Below are 20,613 nucleotides of genomic sequence, written 5' to 3' on the forward strand. Positions count from 1 at the left end.
GGCTCAGAGCCCGGCCAGCAGCTCGTAGGAGCGCCGCCGCGCGGCGTGGTCGTGCACGGCGCAGGCCGCGATGAACTCGTCGGCGCCGGTGCGTTCGGCCGTGGCAGCCAGGCCCGCGCGCACGGTCTGTGGCGAGCCCACGACCGCTTCGCTGAGCATGCGCTCCACCTGCAGCCGCTCGGCCGGCGACCACAGCGCGTCCATGCTGGCCACCGGGGCCGGCAGCTTGCCGCGCCGGCCGCGCACCATGCCGAGGAAGCGCTGCTGGATGGACGTGAAGAGTTGCTGCGCCTCGCCATCGGTCGGCGCGACAAGCACGTTCAGGCCCACCATCGCATGCGGCTTGGGATGGCGCGCGCTGGGCCGGTACGCGCTGCGGTAGATATCCAGCGCCTGCATCAGCATCTCCGGCGCGAAGTGCGACGCGAATGCGAACGGCAGGCCCAGGTAGGCGGCCAGCTGCGCGCTGTACAGGCTGGAGCCCAGCAGCCAGATTGGCACCTCGGTGCCCTGGCCCGGTACGGCGTGCACGGCGGCTTCGTGGGTGGCCGGTGCGAGATAGCCCTGCAGCTCCAGCACATCGTTCGGGAAGCCGTCCTCGCCGCTGCTCTCCAGGTTGCGGCGCAGTGCGCGCATCGTGGGCCGGTCGGTGCCGGGCGCGCGCCCCAGGCCGAGGTCGATGCGGCCGGGGAAGAGCTCGGCTAGGGTGCCGAACTGCTCGGCGATGGTCAGCGGCGCGTGGTTGGGCAGCATGATGCCGCCCGCGCCGACGCGGATGCGCCGTGACGCCGCTGCCAACTGGCCGATCAGCACGGCCGTGGCCGAACTGGCCACGCCTTCCATGTTGTGATGCTCGGCCACCCAGTAGCGCGTGTAACCCAGCTCATCGGCGAGCTTGACGAGGTCCAGGCTGTTGAGCAGCGCGTCGCGCGTGCTGGCACCCTCCACGACGGGTGCGAGGTCGAGGATGGACAGTGGGGGCAGGGCAGGCATGGGCGTCATCTTCGTGAGGCCGGCTTGGCCTTGCCGGGGTGGGGCCTTGGGTGCCTGTGCTTACAGCCGCTTGCCCATGAACACGCTCAGCGGGTGCTCGGGGTAGTCGCCGAACGGGCCGCGCCGCACGCACCCCCGGCCCGCGTAGAAGGCCAGGGCCTCTGGCTGATACGGCCCGGTCTCCAGCAGCAGCTGTGGGCAGCCGCGCGCCCGTGCTGCGTCTTCTAGCACTTGCAGGATCTGGCGCGCGAGGCCGGCGCCGCGCGCGTCCGGCTGAACATACATGCGCTTGAGTTCGCCATGCGTGGCGCCCAGCACCACCGCCGCGCAGCCGCGTGCCACGGCCTGCGCGTCTCGGGCCACGGCAAACAGCACCTCGGGCTGGCACAGCGCGTCCAGGTCGAGCGCGTAGCGCGCCTCGGCGGGGTACAGGCTGTCCTGGTAGGCATCGAGGTCGGCGATCAGCGCGATGACCTCGGGCTGGCGTGCGGTTTCAAGGCTGATGGGCATGGGGGTTGATTTCACTTTGGTTGGGTCGTCACCCACCGTCCCGGTGGATTGAGGGCGCGAGGTACGGGGCTCCGCTCTCGGAAACGGCGGGTCGCGACCCGCCCTACGTGCGCACGGCCAGCATGACGGCATAGGCCTTAAAAACGGCCGTCGCTGGCTGGCCCGCCGCGAGCGCCAGGCCGTCCACGGCGTCGTTGGTGACGCTGGCCGTCACGACCGTTCCGCCGGGCAGCGTCAGGCCGATCAGCGATGACACCGCACCGCGCTCCACGCGCGACACGGTGCCGGCCAGCTGGTTGCGCGCCGAGAGGCGGTAGCCGCCGAAGTCGGTCACCAGCACGACCTCGCTGCTCTTCACCAGCGCCAGCGCCTGCTGGCCGGGTTGCACGTCCAGCTCGGCGGCGGCTTCGGTCGTCATGGCCGCCGTCACCGCCTGGCCACCGTCCAGTGCAACGCGCACCGTGGTCGTTGTCGGCCCAGGGGTCACGTCGGCAATGCGGCCCAGGAACTGGTTACGGGCGGTGGTCTTCATGCTCATCCTCTTCAGCAGCGCGTCCAGCGCCGGTTGGGTGGCCAGCCAGGCGGCCTGTTCGTGTAGGAAGGCGGTGTGCCTGGCCTGCAGCGCGCGCCAGGCAGCGAGCAAGGCCTGGCCCTCGGCGGTCAGCCGCGTGCCGCCGCCGCCCGTGCCGCCGGCGGCCTTGTCGGCCAGCGGCGTGCGGGTCAGGGCCTGGGCGGCGTCCAGCACCAGCCAGGCACCCTTGTAGCTGTAGCCGGCGGCGCGGGCGGCCTTGTGCAGCGAACCGGTCAGCGCCAGTGCGGCCAGCAGATCGAAGAAGCGGCCGTCCAGCCGGCCGGCCAGGCGCAGCTCGCCTTGCAGCAGCGGGTGGTCGCCCCCGTTCACGGTGCTGCCTCCAACGACGCGCGCAGGCCCGGGTCGTCGGCGCGCAGCCGGGCCTGCACGCCGCCACCGTCCATCAGCAGCACCTCGTCGGCCAGGGCCACCACGTCCTCAGGGTCGTGGCTGACGAGCAGGGTGGGGATGGCCAGGCGCTGGCGCAGCTCGCGCAGTTCGGCGCGCAGCTGGCGGCGCAGCGTGGTGTGCAGTGCGGCGAAAGGCTCGTCCAGCAGTAGCACCTGCGGCTGGCAGGCCAACGCCCGCGCCAATGCCACGCGCTGCTGCTGGCCGCCGGACAGCGTGGACGGCCGGCTGTGCGCCAGCGCTTCGAGGCCGAAGGACGCGATCAGCGCGTCCACGCGCGCGGCGTCGCCGGCGCGCAGGCGGCGGCGCCAGCTGGTCAAGCCGAAGGCGATGTTGTCGCGCACGCTGAGGTGGGGGAATAGGGCGTAGTGCTGGAACAGATAGCCCACGCCACGCGCCTCGGGAGGCAGGCAGGTGCCGGCGGCGGTGTCCAGCAGCGTGTGCCCGTTCAGCCGCACATGGCCGGCGCTCACTGGCTGCAGGCCGGCGATGGCCTGCAGCGTCAGCGACTTGCCCGCGCCCGACGGCCCGTACAGCGCGACGACCGGCGCGTCGGTCGCGAAGGCGATATTCAGGTCGAAGCGTCGGCGTGCGTCCTGGACCGAGAGCTGGAGGCGGATGTCGATCACGGCCGCGCGAAACCGTACCTGGCGAGGATGGCCTGCGCCTCGGCGCCGTGGAGGAAGCCGATGAAGTCCCGCGCAAGCACGGGCTGCCGGCTGTCCGCCACGGCGGCCACCGGATAGCTGATGGGCGCGTGGCCGGTCACCGTGGCCGCCACGCGCACCTTGCTCGCGGCGATGCCGGCGTCAGTGCGGTAGACGACGCCGGCCTCCACTTCACCGCGGGCCACGTAGTCCAGCACCTGGCGCACGTTGTCCGCAAACACGAGCTTGGGTGCCAGCGCCGACCAGAGCTGCGCGCTGCCCAGCGCCTGCTGCGTGTAGCGGCCCACCGGCACGGAGGCCACTTTGCCGATGGCGATGCGCTTCACGTCCGGTTCTGCCAAGTCGGCCAGGCGCTGCACGGCGCTGCCGGGCGGCGTCACCAGCACCAGCGCGTTGGCGGCGAAGTTGCGGCGCGTGTCGGGCGCGATCGCGTGGTGCGCCACGGCGCGGTCCATGCTGTCCTGGTCGGCGCTGGCGAACACGTCCACTGGTGCGCCCTGCACGATCTGCTGCACGAGCACGCCGGAGGCGGCGAAGTTGAAGCGCACGGTCGCGCCCGGCTTCATGGCCTCGAATCGGGTGCCGATCTCCTTGAATGCCTCCGTCAGGCTCGCGGCGGCGGAGACGGTCAGCTGCTGCGCGGCGGCCAGCAGCGGCAGGGAGCAGGCGAGGGCGGCAATCAGGCGTTTCATCACGGCGAGGGGGCGCGTTGCAGGAAGCGGTTGGACAGCACGAGGATGGCCACGGACACGGCCGACACGATCAGCGCCAGGAGCAGCGCGACGTCGTCGCGGCCGGCCTGAACGGCGTCGTAGATGGCCATGGAGGCGGTTTGCGTCTGGCCGGGGATGGAGCCGGCCACCATCAGCGACGCGCCGAACTCGCCCATCGCGCGGGCGAATGCCAGCAGCGTGCCGGCCAGGATGCCGGGCCAGGCCAGCGGCAGCGTCACGCGCGCGAAGGTGCTCCAGCCCGACTGGCGCAGGGTGCGCGCGGCGGCCTCCAGCTGGCGATCCACCTGCGCGAATGAGCTGCTCGCGCCCTTGAGCACCAGCGGCAGCGCCACCAGCGTGGACGCGATGACGGCGCCATGCCAGTGGAAGATGACCGTGTAGTCGAAGTGCTCGCGCAGCCAGCCGCCAAGAGCTCCGTGGCGGCCCATCAGCACCAGTAGGCCATAGCCCAGGACGGTGGGCGGCAGCACCAGCGGCAGCATGCAGACGGCCTCCAGCACGCCGCGCCCGGGAAGGCGTGTGCGTGCGAACACCCAGCCCAATGCGACGCCCAGCACCAGCGCCAGCCCCGTGGCCAGGCCGGCCACGCGCAGCGTCAGCGCCAGCGGCGCGGCGTCGAACTCGGTCCAGAGCGCGGTAGGCATGGTGCGTAATGTAGTTGACTACATCGCGAATCCGGCGACGGCTGCATGATGATGGGGCGGGCAACGCGCGCCTGGCCGCGTGTGCGCGGGACGAAAATCCGGTTTTGACTGCCTCGCCTTCGTTGCGGCTGCCCGCCTCCCTCATGACCGACGCCCACTACACGACCTTGCCGCTATGGCCCCGCGCCCATCCCGTCAGCGGCGCCAGCGCCGCGCTGAAGCGCCACAACGAGGACTTCATCGTCACCGAGCTGCCGCTGCAGCTGCCGTCCGGCGAGGGCGAGCACCTTTGGCTGGACGTGGAGAAGAACGGTGCCAACACCGCCTTCGTCGCCCAGCAACTGGCTGCGGCCGCCGGCGTGGACGAGCGCGACGTGGGTTATGCCGGCCTCAAGGACCGCTACGCCGTGACCCGCCAGTGGTTCAGCATCTATCTGCCCTATGGCAAGGGCAAGGCCGAGACGCCCGACCTGACCATGCTGCAGCATCCCGAGTTCAAGGTGCTGTCCCAGAGCCGCCATGTGAAGAAGCTGCGCCCGGGCGATCTGCGCGGTAATGCCTTTCGCCTCGTGCTTCGCGACGTGGCCGGTGACCGTGATGCGCTGGAGTCCAACTTGCGCGCCGTGGCTGCGCAGGGCGTGCCCAATTACTTCGGCGCCCAGCGCTTCGGCTTCGACGGCGGCAACGTCGAGCAGGGCCGCGCCATGCTGGCGCGCGAGATCCGCGTGCGCAACCCGAAGAAGAAGGGAATCTACCTGTCGGCGGTGCGCTCCTTTGTCTTCAACGAGGTGCTGGCGCAACGCATCCAGCAGGGCCTGTGGGGCCAAGCCTTGCCGGGCGATGTGATGGACGAGGCGGGCCGGCCCACCGGGCCGCTGTGGGGCCGTGGCCGCGTGGCGACGAGCGAGCAGGCGCAGGCGCTGGAGATGGGCGTGGCCGCCCGCCACGCCAGCCTGTGCGACGGCATGGAGTACGCCGGCCTCGAGCAGGAGCGCCGCGCGCTGGTGGCCCTCCCGGCCGACATGGCCTGGGACTGGCCGCAGCCTGACGAGCTGGTGCTGAGCTTCTCGCTGCCCGCCGGAAACTACGCCACGTCGGTGCTGGACGAGATCCTGTGCGCCACCGAGCCCGAGCGGCACGCGGAGGCTGCGCCGGCGCCCGCTGAGTGAGTGCGGTGCGCGCTCAGTCGCAGCGCAGGCGGCGCGCGCCGGCCACCAGGCCCAGCCCGGCCAGCAGCAGCGCCGCGCTGGCGGGCTCAGGGACGGGGCTGACGCCGAAGCTGAGCTGACCGCTGACCCAGCGGCCCTCGGCCACGCCGGGATCGAAGTCCTTGAAGCTCTCGCTGAACTCGATGCGCAGCTGGCCGTCGGCGCCGACGGCTAGATCCAGGCCGGCGAGGTCCAGCGTGCCGCTGTAGCTGCCGCTGCCGCTGAAGGTGTCGTCGGCGGCGGGCGCCCAGTCCAGCATCAGGCCGCCGGTGTTGCCGAAGCTGACGCGCAGCTCCGACAGGCTGCTTGGCGCAAAGGCTTCCAGCACGACGTTCCAGTCGAAGCGGGTGAGGCGGCTTTGAGCGCCCACGTCCACCAGCAGCACGGTATTGCCGTCCTCGCCGAAGCCGTTGACGCTGGAGGTGCCAGCGACATCGACGACGACATCGGCTGCCTGCGCAGTGAGGGCCGCCAGGCCCAGCGTGGCGGCTGCGGCCGTGGCGGCGAGGTGGCGATATGTCTTGCTCATGACGAGATCTCTCAGTTGGCCGCCGCGCGGGGCGCGACGAAGACGACGGCGGTGCGGGCCGGCAGGCTGAAGCTGCCGGTTGCGCGGTCGAAGCTGGCGGCGCGGGCGCGCTGGTCAGCGCCGTGCGCCGGGTGCAGCACCAGCGGGCGGCCGGCCAGCACGGGGAAGCTCAGCTGCTTGGGGGTCTTGTCGACGTTGATCAGGTAGACCAGCTCGTCGAAGTTGGCTCCGGCGTAGCCAACGCCATCGACCCGGCCCACCAGCACCGTGGGTTCCTGCGCCGAACCGGTATTCAGGAAGCTCAGGCGCGCCTTGATGTCCTCGGCCGTGCGCAGGCGCAGCAGCGTGGTGCTGTTGCGGATCTTGAGCAGGTCGCGGAAGGCGTCGCGGGTCCAAGCGATGTCGTTGGCATGCGGCTTGATGAGCGGGTTGGCCAGCAGTGGGCGGGCCAGCGCCCAGTTGTCGGCGTTGTCGCGCGCGGGCGGCAGGCCGACGCCGAAGTTGTTGTCCTGGTAGCTCCAGTCCAGCCGGTTGAACCAGTCGCCGCTGTCGTAGCTGTTCTTGTCCAGCGACTTGCTGCGCAGCACGTCCGTGCCGGCGTGGAAGTAGGCCACGCCCTGGCTGAACGCATTGATCGCGTTGGCCAGGATCTGCACGCGGGCACGGTCTTCCTTGCTGGTGCCGGTAGGCAGGCGGAAGGCGTTGTTGTCGAACAGGGTCAGGTTGTCGTGGTTCTCCACGTAGTTGACGACCTCGCCCGGCTCCAGCGTCCAGCCGGCGGGGATGCCGCCTACGTCGATCTGGTCCAGGCGCAGCGTGGCATCCCAGCTCGTCTGCATCTGGAAACTGCGAATGGAGCCCGCCAGCGAGGCCTTGATGCGGTCGGCCAGCCACATCAGCTCGCCGCGTGTTTGCGCGCCGTTGCTTCCGTTGGCGTCGTAGAAGAAGCCGTTCACATAGCCCTGGTTGGCGACGATGGCGTTGCCGCTGTCGCAGCAGCCGCCACCGCGCACCGCGTCGCGCATCAGCGGGTTGAAGCTGCCGATTCCCGAGCCGTTCAGGCTCAGCATCTCGGCCTGAACGAAGCGCGCGCCGTTGGCGACCTCGCCGAAGTTCCAGCCCTCGCCGACGATCTGCACAGCGCGGCCTGCAGCGGCCTCGACGCGGGCCTTCAACGCCTCGATGACCGCGCGCGGGTGGTGGCCCATGATGTCAAAGCGCAGTGAGCTGATGCGGTAGTCACGCACCCAGGTGACGGCCGAGTCGACCATCAGCTTGGCCATCATCAGATTCTCGGAGGCGGTGTTCTCGCAGCAGGTCGAGCGCTCGATGCCGCCGGTGGCGTTGTAGCGGAAGTAGTAGCCGGGCACTGCCTTGTCGAGCACCGAGGTGGCGTTCTGTCCGGACGAGGTCGTGTGGTTGTAGACCATGTCCATGCCCACGCGCAGGCCGGCTGCGTTCAGCGACTGCACCATGCGCCGGAACTCCAACACACGGGCCAGCGGGTCGGCGGCGCTGCTGGCGTAGCTGCCGTCGGGCGTCGTGAAGTGGTGCGGGTCGTAGCCCCAGTTGAAGCAGTCGGTGCCGGCGGTGGTGGCCACGGCGGCCTGCTGGGCGTCGCTGTCGGCGGCGCCGCTGGGGGCGGGCGTGGTGCAGCTCTTTTCGTTGACGCTGGCGATGTCGAACACGGGCAGCAGGTGCACGTCGGTCAGGCCTGCGTCGGCCAGCGCCTTCAGGTGCTTCATGCCGTTGGACTGCGGCTGCGTGAACGCGAGGTACTTGCCGCGCTGCGCGGCCGGCACGCTGGCGTCGTTGATGGAGAAGTCGCGCACGTGCAGCTCGTAGATGCTGAGGTCCGACGGCGCCTTGACGGTGGCGGGCGGTGCGCCCAGGTCCCAGCCGGCCGGCTTGGTGACGCCGGCGTTCAGGTCCATCACCACGCTCTGCTGGCCGCCCAGGGTCAGGCCTTGCGAGTAGGGGTCGGTGACCAGATTCTTCACCAGGCCCACGCCGCGCACGAACACCTGCACCTGGTAGCGGTAGGTGGCGCCCTGCAGCGAGCCAGGCTTGGCCAGGCGCCACACGCCGGTGGCGGCGTCGCGGGTCATGGCGTCGGTGGTGGTGCGGGTCAGCGGCGAGTTGCCCAGCGGCGCGGTCAGCACCAGCGAGACGGCCTGGGCGGTGGGCGCCCAGAGCTTGAAGCTGGTGGCGCCGCGAGCGACGACAGCGCCCAGGTCGGGCACGTCGGCAGCGGCGGCGTAGAGATCGTCCAGCGCGCCGGCGATCTGGGCCGTTGTGGCGTTCTGCACCAGGCCGGCGGCGTTCTCCTGCACCAGCACCAGTTGCTGCTGGTGCAGCGCGGGCAGGCGGGCGATGTCGGCGTCGCGCACGCTGAAGACGCTGCCGCTGGCAACAAACTTGAAGCGCAGCGCGTCGGCGGCAGGCACGCTGCCGGTGAATGCGTCCAGCGTGATGAAGCCGTCGGCGCCGCTGACCGGGGCGTCCAGGCCCACGCGGATCTGGCCGGAGGCAGAGTGGTACAGGCGCACGCTGCCGTTGCTAGCCAAGCGCGGCCACTTGACCAGGCGCTTGTTCAGCCACACGGCGCGTGCGTCGGTGCTGGAGACGCTGCGCAGGTCGGGCGCGGCGGTGTAGACGGTCGGGTCGCGCTCGACCAGCCAGATATGGCCGATCTGATCGCGGATGTTCAGCGCCGTGTACTCGACGCGGATGTTGTTGTCGCGGCCGTCCTTGTCGTTCTCGTTGGCCGGCATGCCGTGGATGATGAATTCCAGGCCCTTGCGGTTGACGTCGCCCTGTGGGTTCAGCACCGGGATGTCGAACACCACCTCACCGTCGCCGGCCGCGTGGCCAGGCATGGCGTTGAGCGCCACCGGCTGGTTCCAGCGGTCGATGGTGACGCCGGCGGGCAGGCGCGCGGCGTCTAGCCCGCTGCCGTTCCACAGGTGCAGGCCCCAGGCGCTGTAGTTGCCGTCGAAGCGCTTGTAGTGCACGCGCACGGTCTTGATGTCCGGCGCGGGCAGCAGCAGCGGGTTGCTGGTGTAGCTGTTGCTGTCACCCTCCAGGCGCCAGATCTCGTTGGCACCGGCCTGCAGCGCGTAGTTCTGGTCGTTGCCGCCGTTGTCCTTGGTGTCGCCCTGGTGCAGCAGGAAGCCGACGTTGCCGGTGCCGGCCGCGAGCGGCACGTCGTAGTAGACGCCGAAGTCGGTGCTACCGGCGGCGTTCCAGCCGGCGTTCCAGTTCGGGCTTTGCGCCGCACCCCAGCTGTGGAGCTGCCAGCCGGCATGGTTGCCATCGGCGCGGCGGTAGTGCACGCGTAGCGAGGTGGCAGGCTCGGCCGGTGTGGCCACCGCTGCGATCCGTGCGCGAGCCGTCTCAGGCGCGGGCACGCCGGCCAGCAGCTCCACGCCGTCCTCGCTGACCGCCGTGCTGGCCCGGCTGGTGGGCGCCTGTGGCGCCGCCTCCATGCCGCCGCCGCAGGCGCTCAACAACCCCATCAGGCCCAGCGCCAAGGCGCCTGCCAGCTTGCGCGCTCGTTGCGCGACACCACCCGCCCAAGTCTCCATGCTTGTTGTCTCCTTCGAAGTTTGCGAATGCTAATGAAGTAAAACTACAAACAAAAGCTGGTGGAACTACTGTGTGCTCTGTCGTTCTTCTGTGCGGAAATGCGCGCCGTCTGGCTGGTATGGCCATGATTGAGGCAATGAATGTAGTTTTGCTTCTTTCCAACAACATCGGCGCCTCACTGCACATTGCCGGCGAGCGCAGCCCCGGAGACCCCGCATGCATGTTCTGAAACACCGCTTCTGCGCCTTCTTCACCGCCCTGGCCCTGGTGGCCTGCGGTGGGGGTGGCAGCGCCACGCCCACTCCAAGCCCCACGCCCGCGCCGCCGGCGGGCTTGGACATCGGCAACGAGACCAGCTTCCAGAAAGTGCTGAACGTGCAGCCCGCCAGCCCGGCAGCCAGCACCCCCACCAGCGGCGCCCCAACGACGCTGACTGTCCACTACCGCCGCGCCGCCGGCGACTACAGCGGCTGGCAGCTGCACCACTGGGGCGTGGCAGCGGGTGTGGACTGGAACGCCGGCCGCAACGCCGACAGCACCGACGCCTTCGGCGCGGTCTACCACGTGCCGCTAGCCGCACAGACGGGTTCGGTGGGCTACCTCTTCCATAAGGGCGACACCAAGGACCACGGCGGCGCGGACCAGAGCTGGGTGCTCAAGGCCGGCGTCAACGAGATCTGGCGCATCGAGGGCGATGGCGCCACCTACACCGCCAACCCGCTGACCACCGGCGCGCCGGACGTGACGACCGTGCGCGTGCACTACAAGCGCTTCGACGGCGGCTTCGCCGCCTGGGGCCTTCACCTGTGGGGCGGCAGCGGCCTGGACACGGCGCGCGTGCCCGCTGGCGTCAACATCGGCGACTGGCCCAACCCCGCGGCCTTCAGCAAGATGCTCAACTACGCGGCGGTCAACGCGGGCGAGGTCGTCTTCGACCTGCCTGTGCTCAACCCCAAGGGCGACGCGTCGCACAAGGCGCTGGAGTTCATCGTCCACGGCATGTCGCCCAACGAGGCCAACAAGGACGGCCGGGTCGACAACATCCGCGTGGATTTCGGTTCGTTCGCGATCAGGAACCAGATCGCCGAGGTGTGGCTGGTGCAGGGCGACCCGCAGGTCTACCCGGCCGCGCCGGACACGCGCAGCGTCTCCACCACCGACGCCCGTGCCTACTGGCTGACCAAGCAGCTCGTGCAATGGCCGCAGGTGGATGCCAGCGGCAGCTTCAAGCTCTACCACTCGGCCACCGCGCAGATCACGGCCACCAAGGACGGCAAAGTCGCCGGCGCGGACGGTGCGCTGACGCTGGAGCGCTTCACCGGCAGCGTGCCCACGGCCGTGGCCACGCGCTTCAAGTTCATTAGCGCCGGCGTCGTGCTGGCCGTCAAGGATGCCGACCTCGCCCAGCTCGGCGAACTGCACAAGAAGCAGCTGCTGCTGGTGCAGGAAGACAGTGCCGGCAACGTGCAGAACGCCACCAGCGCCCAGACCCCCGGCGCGCTGGATGACCTGTACGCCGCGGCCGCCAACGTCAACGAGCTGGGCGTGAAGATCGCCGGGGGCCAGACCACGTTCAAGCTGTGGGCGCCGACCGCGCAGAAGGTCACCGTCTTCACCTATGACACGGGCAGCGGCGACGCCAGGACCGTCGACGCGCTGGCCTTCGACTCTGCCACCGGCGTGTGGAGCGTCAGCAAGCCGGGCGACCTGTCCGGCAAGTACTACCGCTTCGCCGTCGAGGTGTTCGTGCGCGGCGCCGGCGTGGTGCGCAACTTCGTCACCGACCCCTATGCCGTCAGCCTGACGACCGACTCCAAGCGCAGCTACATCGCCGACCTGGGCGCCGCCAACCTCAAGCCCGCGGGATGGGATGCGCTGGCCGCGTCCACCAAGGTGGCCGCGCAGACCGACATGTCCATTTACGAGCTGCACGTGCGCGACTTCTCGGCTAACGACGCCACCGTGACTGCCGCCAACCGCGGCAAGTACCTGGCCTTCACGGAGGCAGGATCCAACGGCATGAAGCATCTGAAGGCGCTGGCCGACGCGGGCCTGACCGACGTGCACCTGCTGCCCACGTTCGACCTGGCCTCGGTACCGGAGAGCGGCTGCACCACGCCCACGCCGACCGGCGCCGCCGATGCCGAGACCCAGCAGGCCGTCGTGTCCACCACGGCCGGCAGCGACTGCTTCAACTGGGGCTACGACCCGTACCACTACAACGCCCCCGAGGGCAGCTACGCGTCCGACGCGGCCGACGGCGCCAAGCGCATCGTCGAGTTCCGCCAGATGGTCCTGGGCCTGAAGAACGCCGGCCTGCGCGTGGGCATGGACGTGGTCTACAACCACACCACGGCCTCGGGTCAAAACGAGAAGTCGGTGCTGGACCGCATCGTGCCGGGCTACTACCACCGGCTGAATACGACCGGCAAGGTCGAGACCTCCACCTGCTGCGACAACACCGCCACCGAGCACCTCATGATGGGCAAACTCATGAGCGACTCCGTGCTGCAGTGGGCGCGCGACTACAAGATCGACTCCTTCCGCTTCGACATCATGGGCCACCAGCCGCGCAGCGTCATGGAGGCGATGAAGTCGCGCCTGAAGACTGTGCTGGGTCGCGACATCCAGCTGATCGGCGAGGGCTGGAACTTCGGCGAGGTGACCGACGGCGCCCGCTTCGTGCAGGCAACGCTCTACAGCCTGAACGGCTCGGGCATTGGCAGCTTCAATCCCATCATCCGCGATGCCGTGCGCGGCGGCGGCTGCTGTGACAGCGGCAGCGCGCTCGTCAGCAACCAGGGCTTCGTCAGCGGCCTGTTCTACGACCCCAACCCGTCCGCCGGCACGCGCAGCAAGACCGACCTGATGTGGCTTGGCGACCAGCTCAAGGCCAGCCTGGCCGGCAGCCTGCGCAGCTACACGTTCACGACGCACTGGGATGCCACCGTCACCGCCGAGAGCCTGGGCAACAGCATCGGCTGGAGCACCCAGCCGGACGAGGTCGTCAACTACGTCGAGAACCACGACAACCTGACGCTGTTCGACGTGCTGGCGCTGCGCCTGCCCACCACGACCAGCCGCGAAGACCGCGCCCGCGTGCAGCTGCTGGCCAACGCGATCAACGCGTTCAGCCAGGGCGTGGCCTACTTCCACGCCGGCACTGACGTGCTGCGCAGCAAGTCGCTGGACAAGAACAGCTACGACAGCGGCGACTGGTTTAACCGGCTGGACTGGAGCTATCAGGACAACTACTTCGGCACCGGCGCGCCGCGCGCGGCGGACAACAGTGCGGACTGGCCGATGCTCAAGCCCTTCCTTGCCAACGCGGCCATCAAGCCGGCGCCGGGCGACATCGCGTGGATGCGCGACGCCTTCCGCGACGTGCTGAAGATCCGCGCCAGCTCCACGCTGTTCCGCCTGCGCACGGCCGACGACATCAAGGAGCGCCTGAAGTTCCTGAACACCGGCTCGGGCCAGAACCCGGTTGTGCTGGCCGCCACGCTGGACGGCAACGGCTACGTGGGCGCAGGCTTCAAGCGCATCGTCTACCTGTTCAACGTCGACAAAGCCACGCATACGCTGACTGTGCCCGGCGAGGTGGGCCAGGCGCTGCAACTGCACCCGGTGCACAAGGCGGCTGGCGCCGCTGACCAGCGTGTGGCCATCGGCGCTGGCTTCGACAGTGCCACCGGCCGCTTCACGCTGCCGGGGCGATCGGCAGTGGTGTTCGTGCTGCCCTGACCGGGGTGACTGCAGACAGGTGCGCGGCGCGGGACTAAGCTGGTGAAGAGGTCTGCACATGACAGGCCCGGACCTGCGAGGAGACCGCCATGTCCGTCCGCCCCCTGATCGCTGCCTGGGCCATCGCGCTGGCCGCCGCCGCACTGGCCGGCTGTGCCACCGAGGCTGTCGAGCCGCCCCGCGTCGACGTGTTCGCCGACGCGGCGTTCAAGCCGCCGGTTGCGCCGCTGGACACCGGCGACCCTCTGCGCCTGAGCCCGGCCATGCAGCGCTTCGCCGAGACCGAGATGGCCCAGCAGATCCGCGCCAAAGGCGTGCGCGACGGGCTCATCGATGCGCTCTACACCAAGGGCCGGCTGCAGCTGGACTACGACAGCGAGATCACCCGCACCGCCGCCGAGGCCTTCGACGTGCGGCGCGGCAACTGCCTGTCGCTGGTGATGATGACCGCGGCCTTCGCGCGCCACCTGCACCTGCCGTACCGCTTCAACAGCGTCCACCTCGAGGAGAACTGGACGCGCAACAACGGCATCTTCTTCGTGGCCGGCCACGTCAACATCAGCTTGGGGCGGCCGCTGTCGGCGGCGGCCCGTGTGGCGGTCTATGGTGACCCGGAGCTGCTCACCATCGACTTCTTGCCGCCGGAGCAGCTGGGCCGGCACCGCTCGCGCGTGGTCGACGAGTCCACCATCCTGGCGATGTTCCAGAACAACCGTGCCGCCGAGGCGCTGCTGCGGGGGCAGCTGGACGAGGCCTACTGGTGGGCGCGCGCGGCTGTCCTGACCGACTCCCGCTGGCTGGCAGCCTACAACACGCTGGCCGTGCTGTACCGGCGCAAGGGCCTGCATGCCCAGGCCGAGCAGGCGCTGCGCCTGGTGCTGGCGCGCGAGCCGCTGAATGTGCAGGCGCTGTCTAACCTCGTGCTGGTGCTGGGCGACCTGGGCCGGCCCGAGGAGGCGCAGGTCCATGCCGCCCAGCTGGCGCAGATGCAGCCCGTGCCGCCGTACAAGTTCTTCGACGAGGGCGTGGTGGCCATGAAGGCCGGCGAGTTCGCGGCTGCCCGCTCGCTGTTCCGCAAGGAGGTGGCGCGCGCGGCCTATGTGCCGGAGTTCCACTTCTGGTTGGGCCTGGCGCACTATGGCCTGGGGGACGTCAACGGCGCACGTGGCGAGCTGGCGAAGGCGCTGGAGCACAGCGCCACGACGCACGATCGCCACCTGTACGGAGCCAAGCTGGCCTGGTTGAACGAGCAGCGTGACTTGGCCCAGCAGCGGCGGCGCGAGCCGCTGATGCCGCGCGCCGGCTCGTAGCGGGCGCCGTTAGATCGGCGCGAGCCCGTGCCGCGCACGGGCGCGGGCGCAGGCATCGTCGCCAATGCCCATGGGCGCGCGCTCGCCGAACTCGCGGCAGGGCGAGGGCCGCCACTCGTGGATGCCGCAGCTGGCGCGCTCGCCCACCTTGCCGCTCAGCGCCGCGCAGCGCGGCTGCGCGTGGTCGGTGCCGCGCATGCGCACGAGGCGTCCGGTCAGCGGCACAGCCAGCCCGTCCGGCACGCGGCCGCCCTCGCTCTCCAGCTCGCTGCAATCGAAGTCCACGCGGAAGCTGGCGCAGCAGGCGCCGCAGGTCAGGCAGGGGTTGCTACTCATGCTGGCAGTGTAGGCAGCGGTGGGACACTGGCCGCCTGCTGCTCCAACGTCTCACCATGCGCGCCATCCTCCTTGCTTCCTTGTGCTTGGCCTCGGTGCTTGCCCAGGCCGCTGATCTCACCGTCACCGTGCTGGACCGCAACGGCCGGCCACTGGCGGATGCCGTCGTGCTGGTGGACAGCAGCGTGCAGGGCGTGCGGCCTGCGCCAGTGCTGGAGGCCAGCATCGCGCAGGAGAAGCTGCGCTTCGTGCCCGCGGTGACCGTGGTGGGCTTGGGCGCCAAGCTCAGCTTCAGCAACCTCGACAGCTGGGATCACCACGTCATCCTGGGCCTGATGGGGGCGGGCGGCGTCTACCTGGACCCAGGGCACAACACGCAGTTCCGGCTTGCCGGCCGCGCGCGTGGCAAGCCGCCGGCGGTGGACAGCAAGCAACTCACGCAGCCCGGCGCCTACCTGCTGGGCTGCCACATCCATGGCTCCATGCGCGGCCATGTGTACGTCGCCGACACGCCATGGGCGCGCCTGGCCGGTGAGGACGGCCGCGCCATGCTGCAGGGGCTGCCCGAGGGGCCGGCCCGCGTGCGCATCTGGCACCCCGACCAGCTTGTCGACGGTGTGCCGACGCCGGTGCAGGTGGCGGCTGCGGGCAACGCGGTGACGGTGCAGACGCAGATCACGTCGTCCCGCAAGGCGCGCAGCGCGCCGGCGCCGGACCCGCTCTATCCGGGGTTGTGAGCCTGGCGGGCCGCCCTCTGGTTCACTCTGTGCGGGGCTCGCGCACGACGGTGACCGTGCGGTCGGACTCCGCGACCACATAGCCCGACACGCTGCCCAGGTAGCGGCGCACCGGCGACGCGCCGCGCGCGCCCATGACGATGTGGTCCACGCCGTTGCGGCGCGCAAAGTCCACCAGTGCCTCGGCCACGTCCGGGGCCTCCAGCACGTGGAAGGTCAGCCGGCCGTCGTCCAGGGTCAGCGCCTTGCTGATGGGGCGGGCCCAGTGCTTGAGCGCGATGAGCTGCTTCACATGCAGGCTCTGGCCGTGCTGGTCGGTGAGTTCGTCGATGCCGATGCGGTTGATCTTCATGACGGCCACGCAGGCCAGCCGCGCGCCGGCCTCGGTCTGCACGATGCGGCGCACCGTCTCGCAAAGCTGGGCACGCAGCTCGGGGGTGCCGCGGTCCAGCTCCACCGCCGCCATGACGATGGGGCTGCGGGCCAGCTGCTGGCCGTGCTGGGCCACCGGCGCGGGCTCGGAGCCCATCGCGAAGAACCAGCGCTTGAGCCGGCGCATGACGCCGCTGGTGTGCAGCTTCTCGGCGCGCGCCGTCAGCACCACGCCGCGGGGCTCGCGCAGATCCAGCGCCAACTGGGCCGCGCTCTGGTAGCGGCGCTCGGCGCGCACTTCCAGGCAGCGCAGGATGACCTCCTGCAGCCATGGGGGCAGCTCGGGGCGGATGGCGCGTGGCGGCACCGGCTCCACGTAGAGCCGGCGGCGCAGGCCGCGCACCGAGTCGGGCTGGCCGAAAGGGCGCTCGCCGGTGGCCAGGTGGTAGAGCATCACACCCAGCGCGAACAGGTCGCTGCGCGGGTCGCTGCGCACGAACTGCACCTGCTCCGGGCTCATGTAGGGCCCCGTGCCCATGGGTAGCGTGAACTCCTCCTCCAGCAGGTCGGGCAGTTGCGCATGGCGGCTCAGACCGAAGTCCACCAGCACGGCCGTGCCGTCGGGCCGGAACATGATGTTGCTGGGCTTGATGTCCAGGTGCACCACATGCTGGCGGTGCAGCGCGGCCAGTGCCGTGGCCACGCGGGCGCCGATGTCGGCCACCTCCTCGGGCGGCAGCGGCGCGTCGTCCAGCCGCGGGCGCAGCGTCTCGCCGGGAATGCGCTCCATGACGATGAAGGCTTGGCGCGTCCAGTCGCCCCGGGCGATGAAGCGAGGTACATGCGGGCCGCTGAGTTGCGGCATCAGCATCTGCTCGACCTCGAAGCCGACGATGGTGGCCGGGTCCTCGCCGCCCTTGATTCGCGGCACCTTCATCAGCAACTCGTGGCCGTCGTCCGTGCCGGCATCGACGCGGCTCACGCGCCACAGGTTGGCCATGCCGCCCTGGTGCAGGCGCTCTTCGAGCCGGAAGCCGTCCAGTACCTGGCCGGCCTCCAAGGGCGCGGGCGGGGAGGCCGGGGAGGAGGGGAGTGCGGTGGTACTCATTCGCCCAGTGTCAGCCGTCGGGCCAGGCGTTCGACGAGGACGGTGGGCATGTCGGTGGCGCGCAGCGCGCTGCAGGCCGCCTCCACGTCGTAGCCGACGCGCTGGAAGGTGATGCGGGCGTCGGCCAGGTCGCTGCCGGCCGGGTCCAGCAGCGCGTAGCAGGCGGCCGGGTTGCCGTCGCGCGGCTGGCCGCAGGCGCCCGGCACGACCAGCCACTGCCGGTGGCCGGGCAGCGGCATGGGCACGCCGGCCAGCGGGCGGAAGTCGCCCGCCTTGCCGGTGCCCGACAGGTGGTACAGCATGGGCTCGTGCATGTGGCCGCAGGCCTGGATGCGCGCCGGGCTGGCGTGCAGGCTCTTGACGGCCTCGGCCCGGCCCTGCACGTACTCCCAGCCGCCGGGCTGGAAGGCGTTGGCGTGCACGAACAGGCAGTGGCCTGGATCGCCCTGCGCCTGCAGCGGCAGCCGGGCGAGGAAGCGAAGTTGGTCTTCGTTGAGCTGCGCGCGCGTCCAGTCGATGACGGCGCGGGCGTCCGGGTGCATGCCGGGCGTGCTGCCGTGGGCCACGGCTTCGTCGTGGTTGCCCTGGATGGCGATGGCGCCGTCGGCCACCAGGGCCATCACCCGCTCGACCACCCAGGCCGGGTCAGCGCCGTAGCCTACGAAGTCGCCCAGCAGCGCGAAATGCGTCGCGCCCTGGGCGCTGGCGTCAGCCAGCACGGCCTCGAAGGCCTGCCGGTTGGCATGGATGTCGGTGATGAAAGCCCAGCGCATAGATCGCCAGCTTGCCATGAAGCGCTGACGGCAAGCTGCCGCGTGGCCCGCAAGCCGCGAAGGCTGGCTCGCCGACGCTGCAAGGGCGTTGCTGCATGGGCACAAAAAAGCCGGCACGGGGCCGGCGGGTTGCGCGGGGCAGGCGGCGTCAGCCGATGCGGCCCAGCAGCAGGTACTCCATGAGTGCCTTCTGCACGTGCATGCGATTCTCCGCCTCGTCCCAGACGACCGACTGGGGCCCGTCGATGACGTCGGCTGCGACCTCCTCACCGCGGTGCGCCGGCAGGCAGTGCATGAACAGTGCGTCCGGCTTGGCGCGGGCCATCATGTCGCGATCCACGCACCAGTCGGCGAACGCGGCCTTGCGGGCCTCGTTCTCGGCTTCATAGCCCATGCTGGTCCAGACGTCAGTCGTGACGAGGTCGGCGCCGACGCAGGCCTCGCGTGGGTCCTTGAAGACCTTGTAGCAGCTGGCATCCTTGATGCCTGCCACGGCCGGGTCGATCTCGTAGCCGCTGGGTGTGCTGACGTGCACCGTGAAGCCGAGGATCTCCGCCGCCTGCAGCCACGTGTTGGCCATGTTGTTGCCGTCGCCCACCCAGGCTACAACGCGGCCCTTCAGGCAGTCCATGTCGATGCTGCCGCGGCGGTCCATGCCGCGGGCCTCGATGAACGTGAACAGGTCGGCCAGGATCTGGCAGGGGTGGTACTCGTTGGTCAGCCCGTTGATGACCGGCACGCGCGAGTGCGCCGCGAAGCGTTCGATCTTGCTCTGCTCGAAGGTGCGGATCATGACGATGTCGACCATGCGGCTGATGACGCGTGCCGAATCTTCCACCGGCTCAGCGCGGCCCAGCTGGCTGTCGCCGGTCGTCAGGTGCACGACCGAGCCACCCATTTGGTACATGCCCGCCTCGAAGCTGACGCGCGTGCGCGTGCTGGCCTTCTCGAAGATCATGGCCAGCGTGCGGTCCTGCAGCGGCTGGTACTTCTCGTAGTTTTTGAAGCGGCGCTTGATGATGCCGGCGCGGTCGAACAGGTGGGCGTATTCCTCGGCCCGCAGGTCCTTGAACTGGAGGTAGTGGCGCATCAGGCTGTCTCCTGGCTTCATGGCTTGGGTTCGGCCAGGAAGGCCTTGATCAGTGGCACGAGGATCGCGGTGATCTGGTGCGCCTCGTCGTGCGTGAGGATCAGCGGCGGCAGCAGGCGCACGACACGGTCGGCCGTCACGCTGATGAGCAGACCGGCTTCCAGTGCGCGGGTCAACAGCACGCCGCAGGGGCGGTCCAGCTCGACGCCCAGCATCAGACCCTGGCCGCGGATGTCGACGACGCCGGCCTCGCCGCCCAAGCCCTCGGCCAGTCCTTTACGCAGCGTGGCGCCCACGGCCTCGGCGTTGGCCAGCAGGCCGTCCTCTGCCATGACCTTCAGCGTCTCGACGCCGGCACGCATGGCCAGCGGGTTTCCGCCAAACGTGGTGCCGTGGTTGCCTGCCTTCAGCACGTCGGCCGCACGCGGGCCGCAGACGACGGCGCCAATGGGTACGCCCGAGCCCAGGCCCTTGGCCAGCGGCATCACATCAGGCTTGATGTCCGCCCATTGATGTGCGAACCACTTGCCGGTGCGGCCGATGCCACACTGCACCTCGTCCAGCATCAGCAGCAGGTCGTGCCGGTCGCACACCCGGCGCAGCGCCTGCAGGAACTCGATGCGGGCGGGCTGGATGCCGCCTTCGCCCTGGATGGTTTCCAGGAAGATGGCCGTCACGTTGGGGTGTGCCGCGATGGCGGCCTCGACGGCAGCGATGTCGTTCAGCTTCACTCGCACGAAACCCGGCACCAGCGGCCCGAAGCCGGCCTGGATCTTGGGGTTCGCTGTGGCCGACAGCGTCGCGATGGAGCGGCCGTGGAAGGCGCCCTCGAAGACGATGACCTCGGGCGACTCGACGCCGCGGTCATGGCCGAACTTGCGGGCGATCTTCAGTGCCGCCTCATTGGCCTCCAGCCCGCTGTTGCAGAAGAAGACATTGGCCAGGCCCGACAGCTCGACGAGTTTGTCGGCCAGCTGTTCCTGCAGCGGGATGCGGTAGTAATTGCTGGTGTGGATCAGCTTGCCGACCTGGTCCTGCAGCGCTGCCACCAGGCGCGGGTGGTTGTGGCCCAACGTGTTGACGGCGATACCGGCCAGCCCGTCCAGCAATCGTCGGCCGGCCGTGTCCCAGACCCAGCTGCCCTGGCCGTGCGAAAGCGCAACGGGCAGACGGCCATAGGTCGGCATCACGTGGGCGTCAGACGGAAGGGGCACAGCGTTCATCGGGTCTCCGATTGGGTCGAGAAAAATTGAGCTTTTGATTCTAGGACGCGATGCGGCGGCCTTTGCT

The 20,613-nt window shown here is 69.9% G+C and carries 17 protein-coding genes; 4 read left to right on the forward strand and 13 right to left on the reverse strand.

Annotation, left to right across the window (positions count from 1 at the left end; translation table 11 throughout):
* Positions 1–3 precede the first annotated feature (3 nt).
* The 6 genes from ACG0Z3_RS03270 to modB all read right to left on the reverse strand — a co-directional run bounded on the left by ACG0Z3_RS03270 (position 4) and on the right by modB (position 4,528).
* Positions 4–993: an LLM class flavin-dependent oxidoreductase gene (locus tag ACG0Z3_RS03270; protein ID WP_394395232.1), complete on the reverse strand. Its 990-nt coding sequence runs from the start codon at positions 991–993 to the stop codon at positions 4–6.
* A gap of 60 nt (positions 994–1,053) precedes the next feature.
* Complete coding sequence (locus ACG0Z3_RS03275; RefSeq protein ID WP_394395233.1) at positions 1,054–1,503, reverse strand: GNAT family N-acetyltransferase; 450 nt, start codon at positions 1,501–1,503, stop codon at positions 1,054–1,056.
* A 103-nt stretch (positions 1,504–1,606) separates the two neighbouring features.
* The gene (locus ACG0Z3_RS03280) at positions 1,607–2,404 is read right to left on the reverse strand and encodes a TOBE domain-containing protein (RefSeq protein WP_394395234.1); all 798 of its coding nucleotides are present in this window, start codon (positions 2,402–2,404) and stop codon (positions 1,607–1,609) included.
* Positions 2,401–3,111: an ABC transporter ATP-binding protein gene (locus ACG0Z3_RS03285; RefSeq protein ID WP_394395236.1), complete on the reverse strand. Its 711-nt coding sequence runs from the start codon at positions 3,109–3,111 to the stop codon at positions 2,401–2,403. Before ACG0Z3_RS03285 ends, ACG0Z3_RS03280 begins: the two co-directional genes overlap by 4 nt.
* Positions 3,108–3,842, reverse strand: a complete 735-nt coding sequence (gene modA, locus ACG0Z3_RS03290; protein ID WP_394395237.1) for a molybdate ABC transporter substrate-binding protein — start codon at positions 3,840–3,842, stop codon at positions 3,108–3,110. Before modA ends, ACG0Z3_RS03285 begins: the two co-directional genes overlap by 4 nt.
* Positions 3,842–4,528 carry a molybdate ABC transporter permease subunit gene (modB, locus tag ACG0Z3_RS03295; protein WP_394395238.1) on the reverse strand — a complete coding sequence of 229 codons (687 nt, stop codon included), beginning with the start codon at positions 4,526–4,528 and terminating at the stop codon, positions 3,842–3,844. Before modB ends, modA begins: the two co-directional genes overlap by 1 nt.
* Before the next feature lie 143 nt (positions 4,529–4,671).
* On the opposite strand from modB, the gene truD reads away from it, so the two are divergent.
* Entirely contained in the window at positions 4,672–5,697 is a 1,026-nt protein-coding gene (gene truD / locus ACG0Z3_RS03300) for a tRNA pseudouridine(13) synthase TruD (protein ID WP_394395239.1), read from the forward strand.
* Between the two features lie 13 nt (positions 5,698–5,710).
* On the opposite strand, the gene ACG0Z3_RS03305 is transcribed toward truD, so the two are convergent.
* Positions 5,711–6,265, reverse strand: a complete 555-nt coding sequence (locus ACG0Z3_RS03305) for a PEP-CTERM sorting domain-containing protein (RefSeq protein ID WP_394395240.1) — start codon at positions 6,263–6,265, stop codon at positions 5,711–5,713.
* Positions 6,266–6,276: 11 nt separating this feature from the next.
* Positions 6,277–9,852, reverse strand: a complete 3,576-nt coding sequence (locus ACG0Z3_RS03310; RefSeq protein WP_394395241.1) for an alpha-1,6-glucosidase domain-containing protein — start codon at positions 9,850–9,852, stop codon at positions 6,277–6,279.
* Positions 9,853–10,069: 217 nt separating this feature from the next.
* On the opposite strand from ACG0Z3_RS03310, the gene ACG0Z3_RS03315 reads away from it, so the two are divergent.
* Positions 10,070–13,597 (forward strand): alpha-1,6-glucosidase domain-containing protein, encoded by a 3,528-nt coding sequence (locus tag ACG0Z3_RS03315; protein ID WP_394395242.1) that lies wholly within the window; start codon positions 10,070–10,072, stop codon positions 13,595–13,597.
* Between the two features lie 89 nt (positions 13,598–13,686).
* Positions 13,687–14,907 carry a tetratricopeptide repeat protein gene (locus tag ACG0Z3_RS03320; RefSeq protein ID WP_394395244.1) on the forward strand — a complete coding sequence of 407 codons (1,221 nt, stop codon included), beginning with the start codon at positions 13,687–13,689 and terminating at the stop codon, positions 14,905–14,907.
* Positions 14,908–14,916: 9 nt separating this feature from the next.
* Here the strand turns inward: ACG0Z3_RS03320 and ACG0Z3_RS03325 are convergent, their stop codons facing one another.
* Positions 14,917–15,243: a YkgJ family cysteine cluster protein gene (locus ACG0Z3_RS03325; protein ID WP_394395245.1), complete on the reverse strand. Its 327-nt coding sequence runs from the start codon at positions 15,241–15,243 to the stop codon at positions 14,917–14,919.
* A 56-nt stretch (positions 15,244–15,299) separates the two neighbouring features.
* Here ACG0Z3_RS03325 and ACG0Z3_RS03330 point away from each other — a divergent pair, with 56 nt between their 5' ends.
* Positions 15,300–15,980 (forward strand): cupredoxin domain-containing protein, encoded by a 681-nt coding sequence (locus tag ACG0Z3_RS03330; protein WP_394395246.1) that lies wholly within the window; start codon positions 15,300–15,302, stop codon positions 15,978–15,980.
* A 22-nt stretch (positions 15,981–16,002) separates the two neighbouring features.
* On the opposite strand, the gene ACG0Z3_RS03335 is transcribed toward ACG0Z3_RS03330, so the two are convergent.
* From ACG0Z3_RS03335 to ACG0Z3_RS03350, 4 genes are all read right to left on the reverse strand, one after another.
* The gene (locus tag ACG0Z3_RS03335; protein ID WP_394395248.1) at positions 16,003–17,460 is read right to left on the reverse strand and encodes a protein kinase domain-containing protein; all 1,458 of its coding nucleotides are present in this window, start codon (positions 17,458–17,460) and stop codon (positions 16,003–16,005) included.
* The gene (locus ACG0Z3_RS03340) at positions 17,457–18,233 is read right to left on the reverse strand and encodes a metallophosphoesterase family protein (protein ID WP_394395250.1); all 777 of its coding nucleotides are present in this window, start codon (positions 18,231–18,233) and stop codon (positions 17,457–17,459) included. The genes ACG0Z3_RS03335 and ACG0Z3_RS03340 overlap by 4 nt, the downstream gene beginning before the upstream one ends.
* 148 nt (positions 18,234–18,381) lie before the next feature.
* The gene (gene argF / locus ACG0Z3_RS03345) at positions 18,382–19,344 is read right to left on the reverse strand and encodes an ornithine carbamoyltransferase (protein WP_394395252.1); all 963 of its coding nucleotides are present in this window, start codon (positions 19,342–19,344) and stop codon (positions 18,382–18,384) included.
* Positions 19,341–20,546 (reverse strand): aspartate aminotransferase family protein, encoded by a 1,206-nt coding sequence (locus ACG0Z3_RS03350; RefSeq protein WP_394395254.1) that lies wholly within the window; start codon positions 20,544–20,546, stop codon positions 19,341–19,343. Before ACG0Z3_RS03350 ends, argF begins: the two co-directional genes overlap by 4 nt.
* Positions 20,547–20,613: the final 67 nt, after the last annotated feature.

This window comes from Pelomonas margarita, from assembly GCF_043555875.1.
In the GTDB taxonomy this organism is placed as follows: domain Bacteria; phylum Pseudomonadota; class Gammaproteobacteria; order Burkholderiales; family Burkholderiaceae_C; genus Pelomonas; species Pelomonas margarita.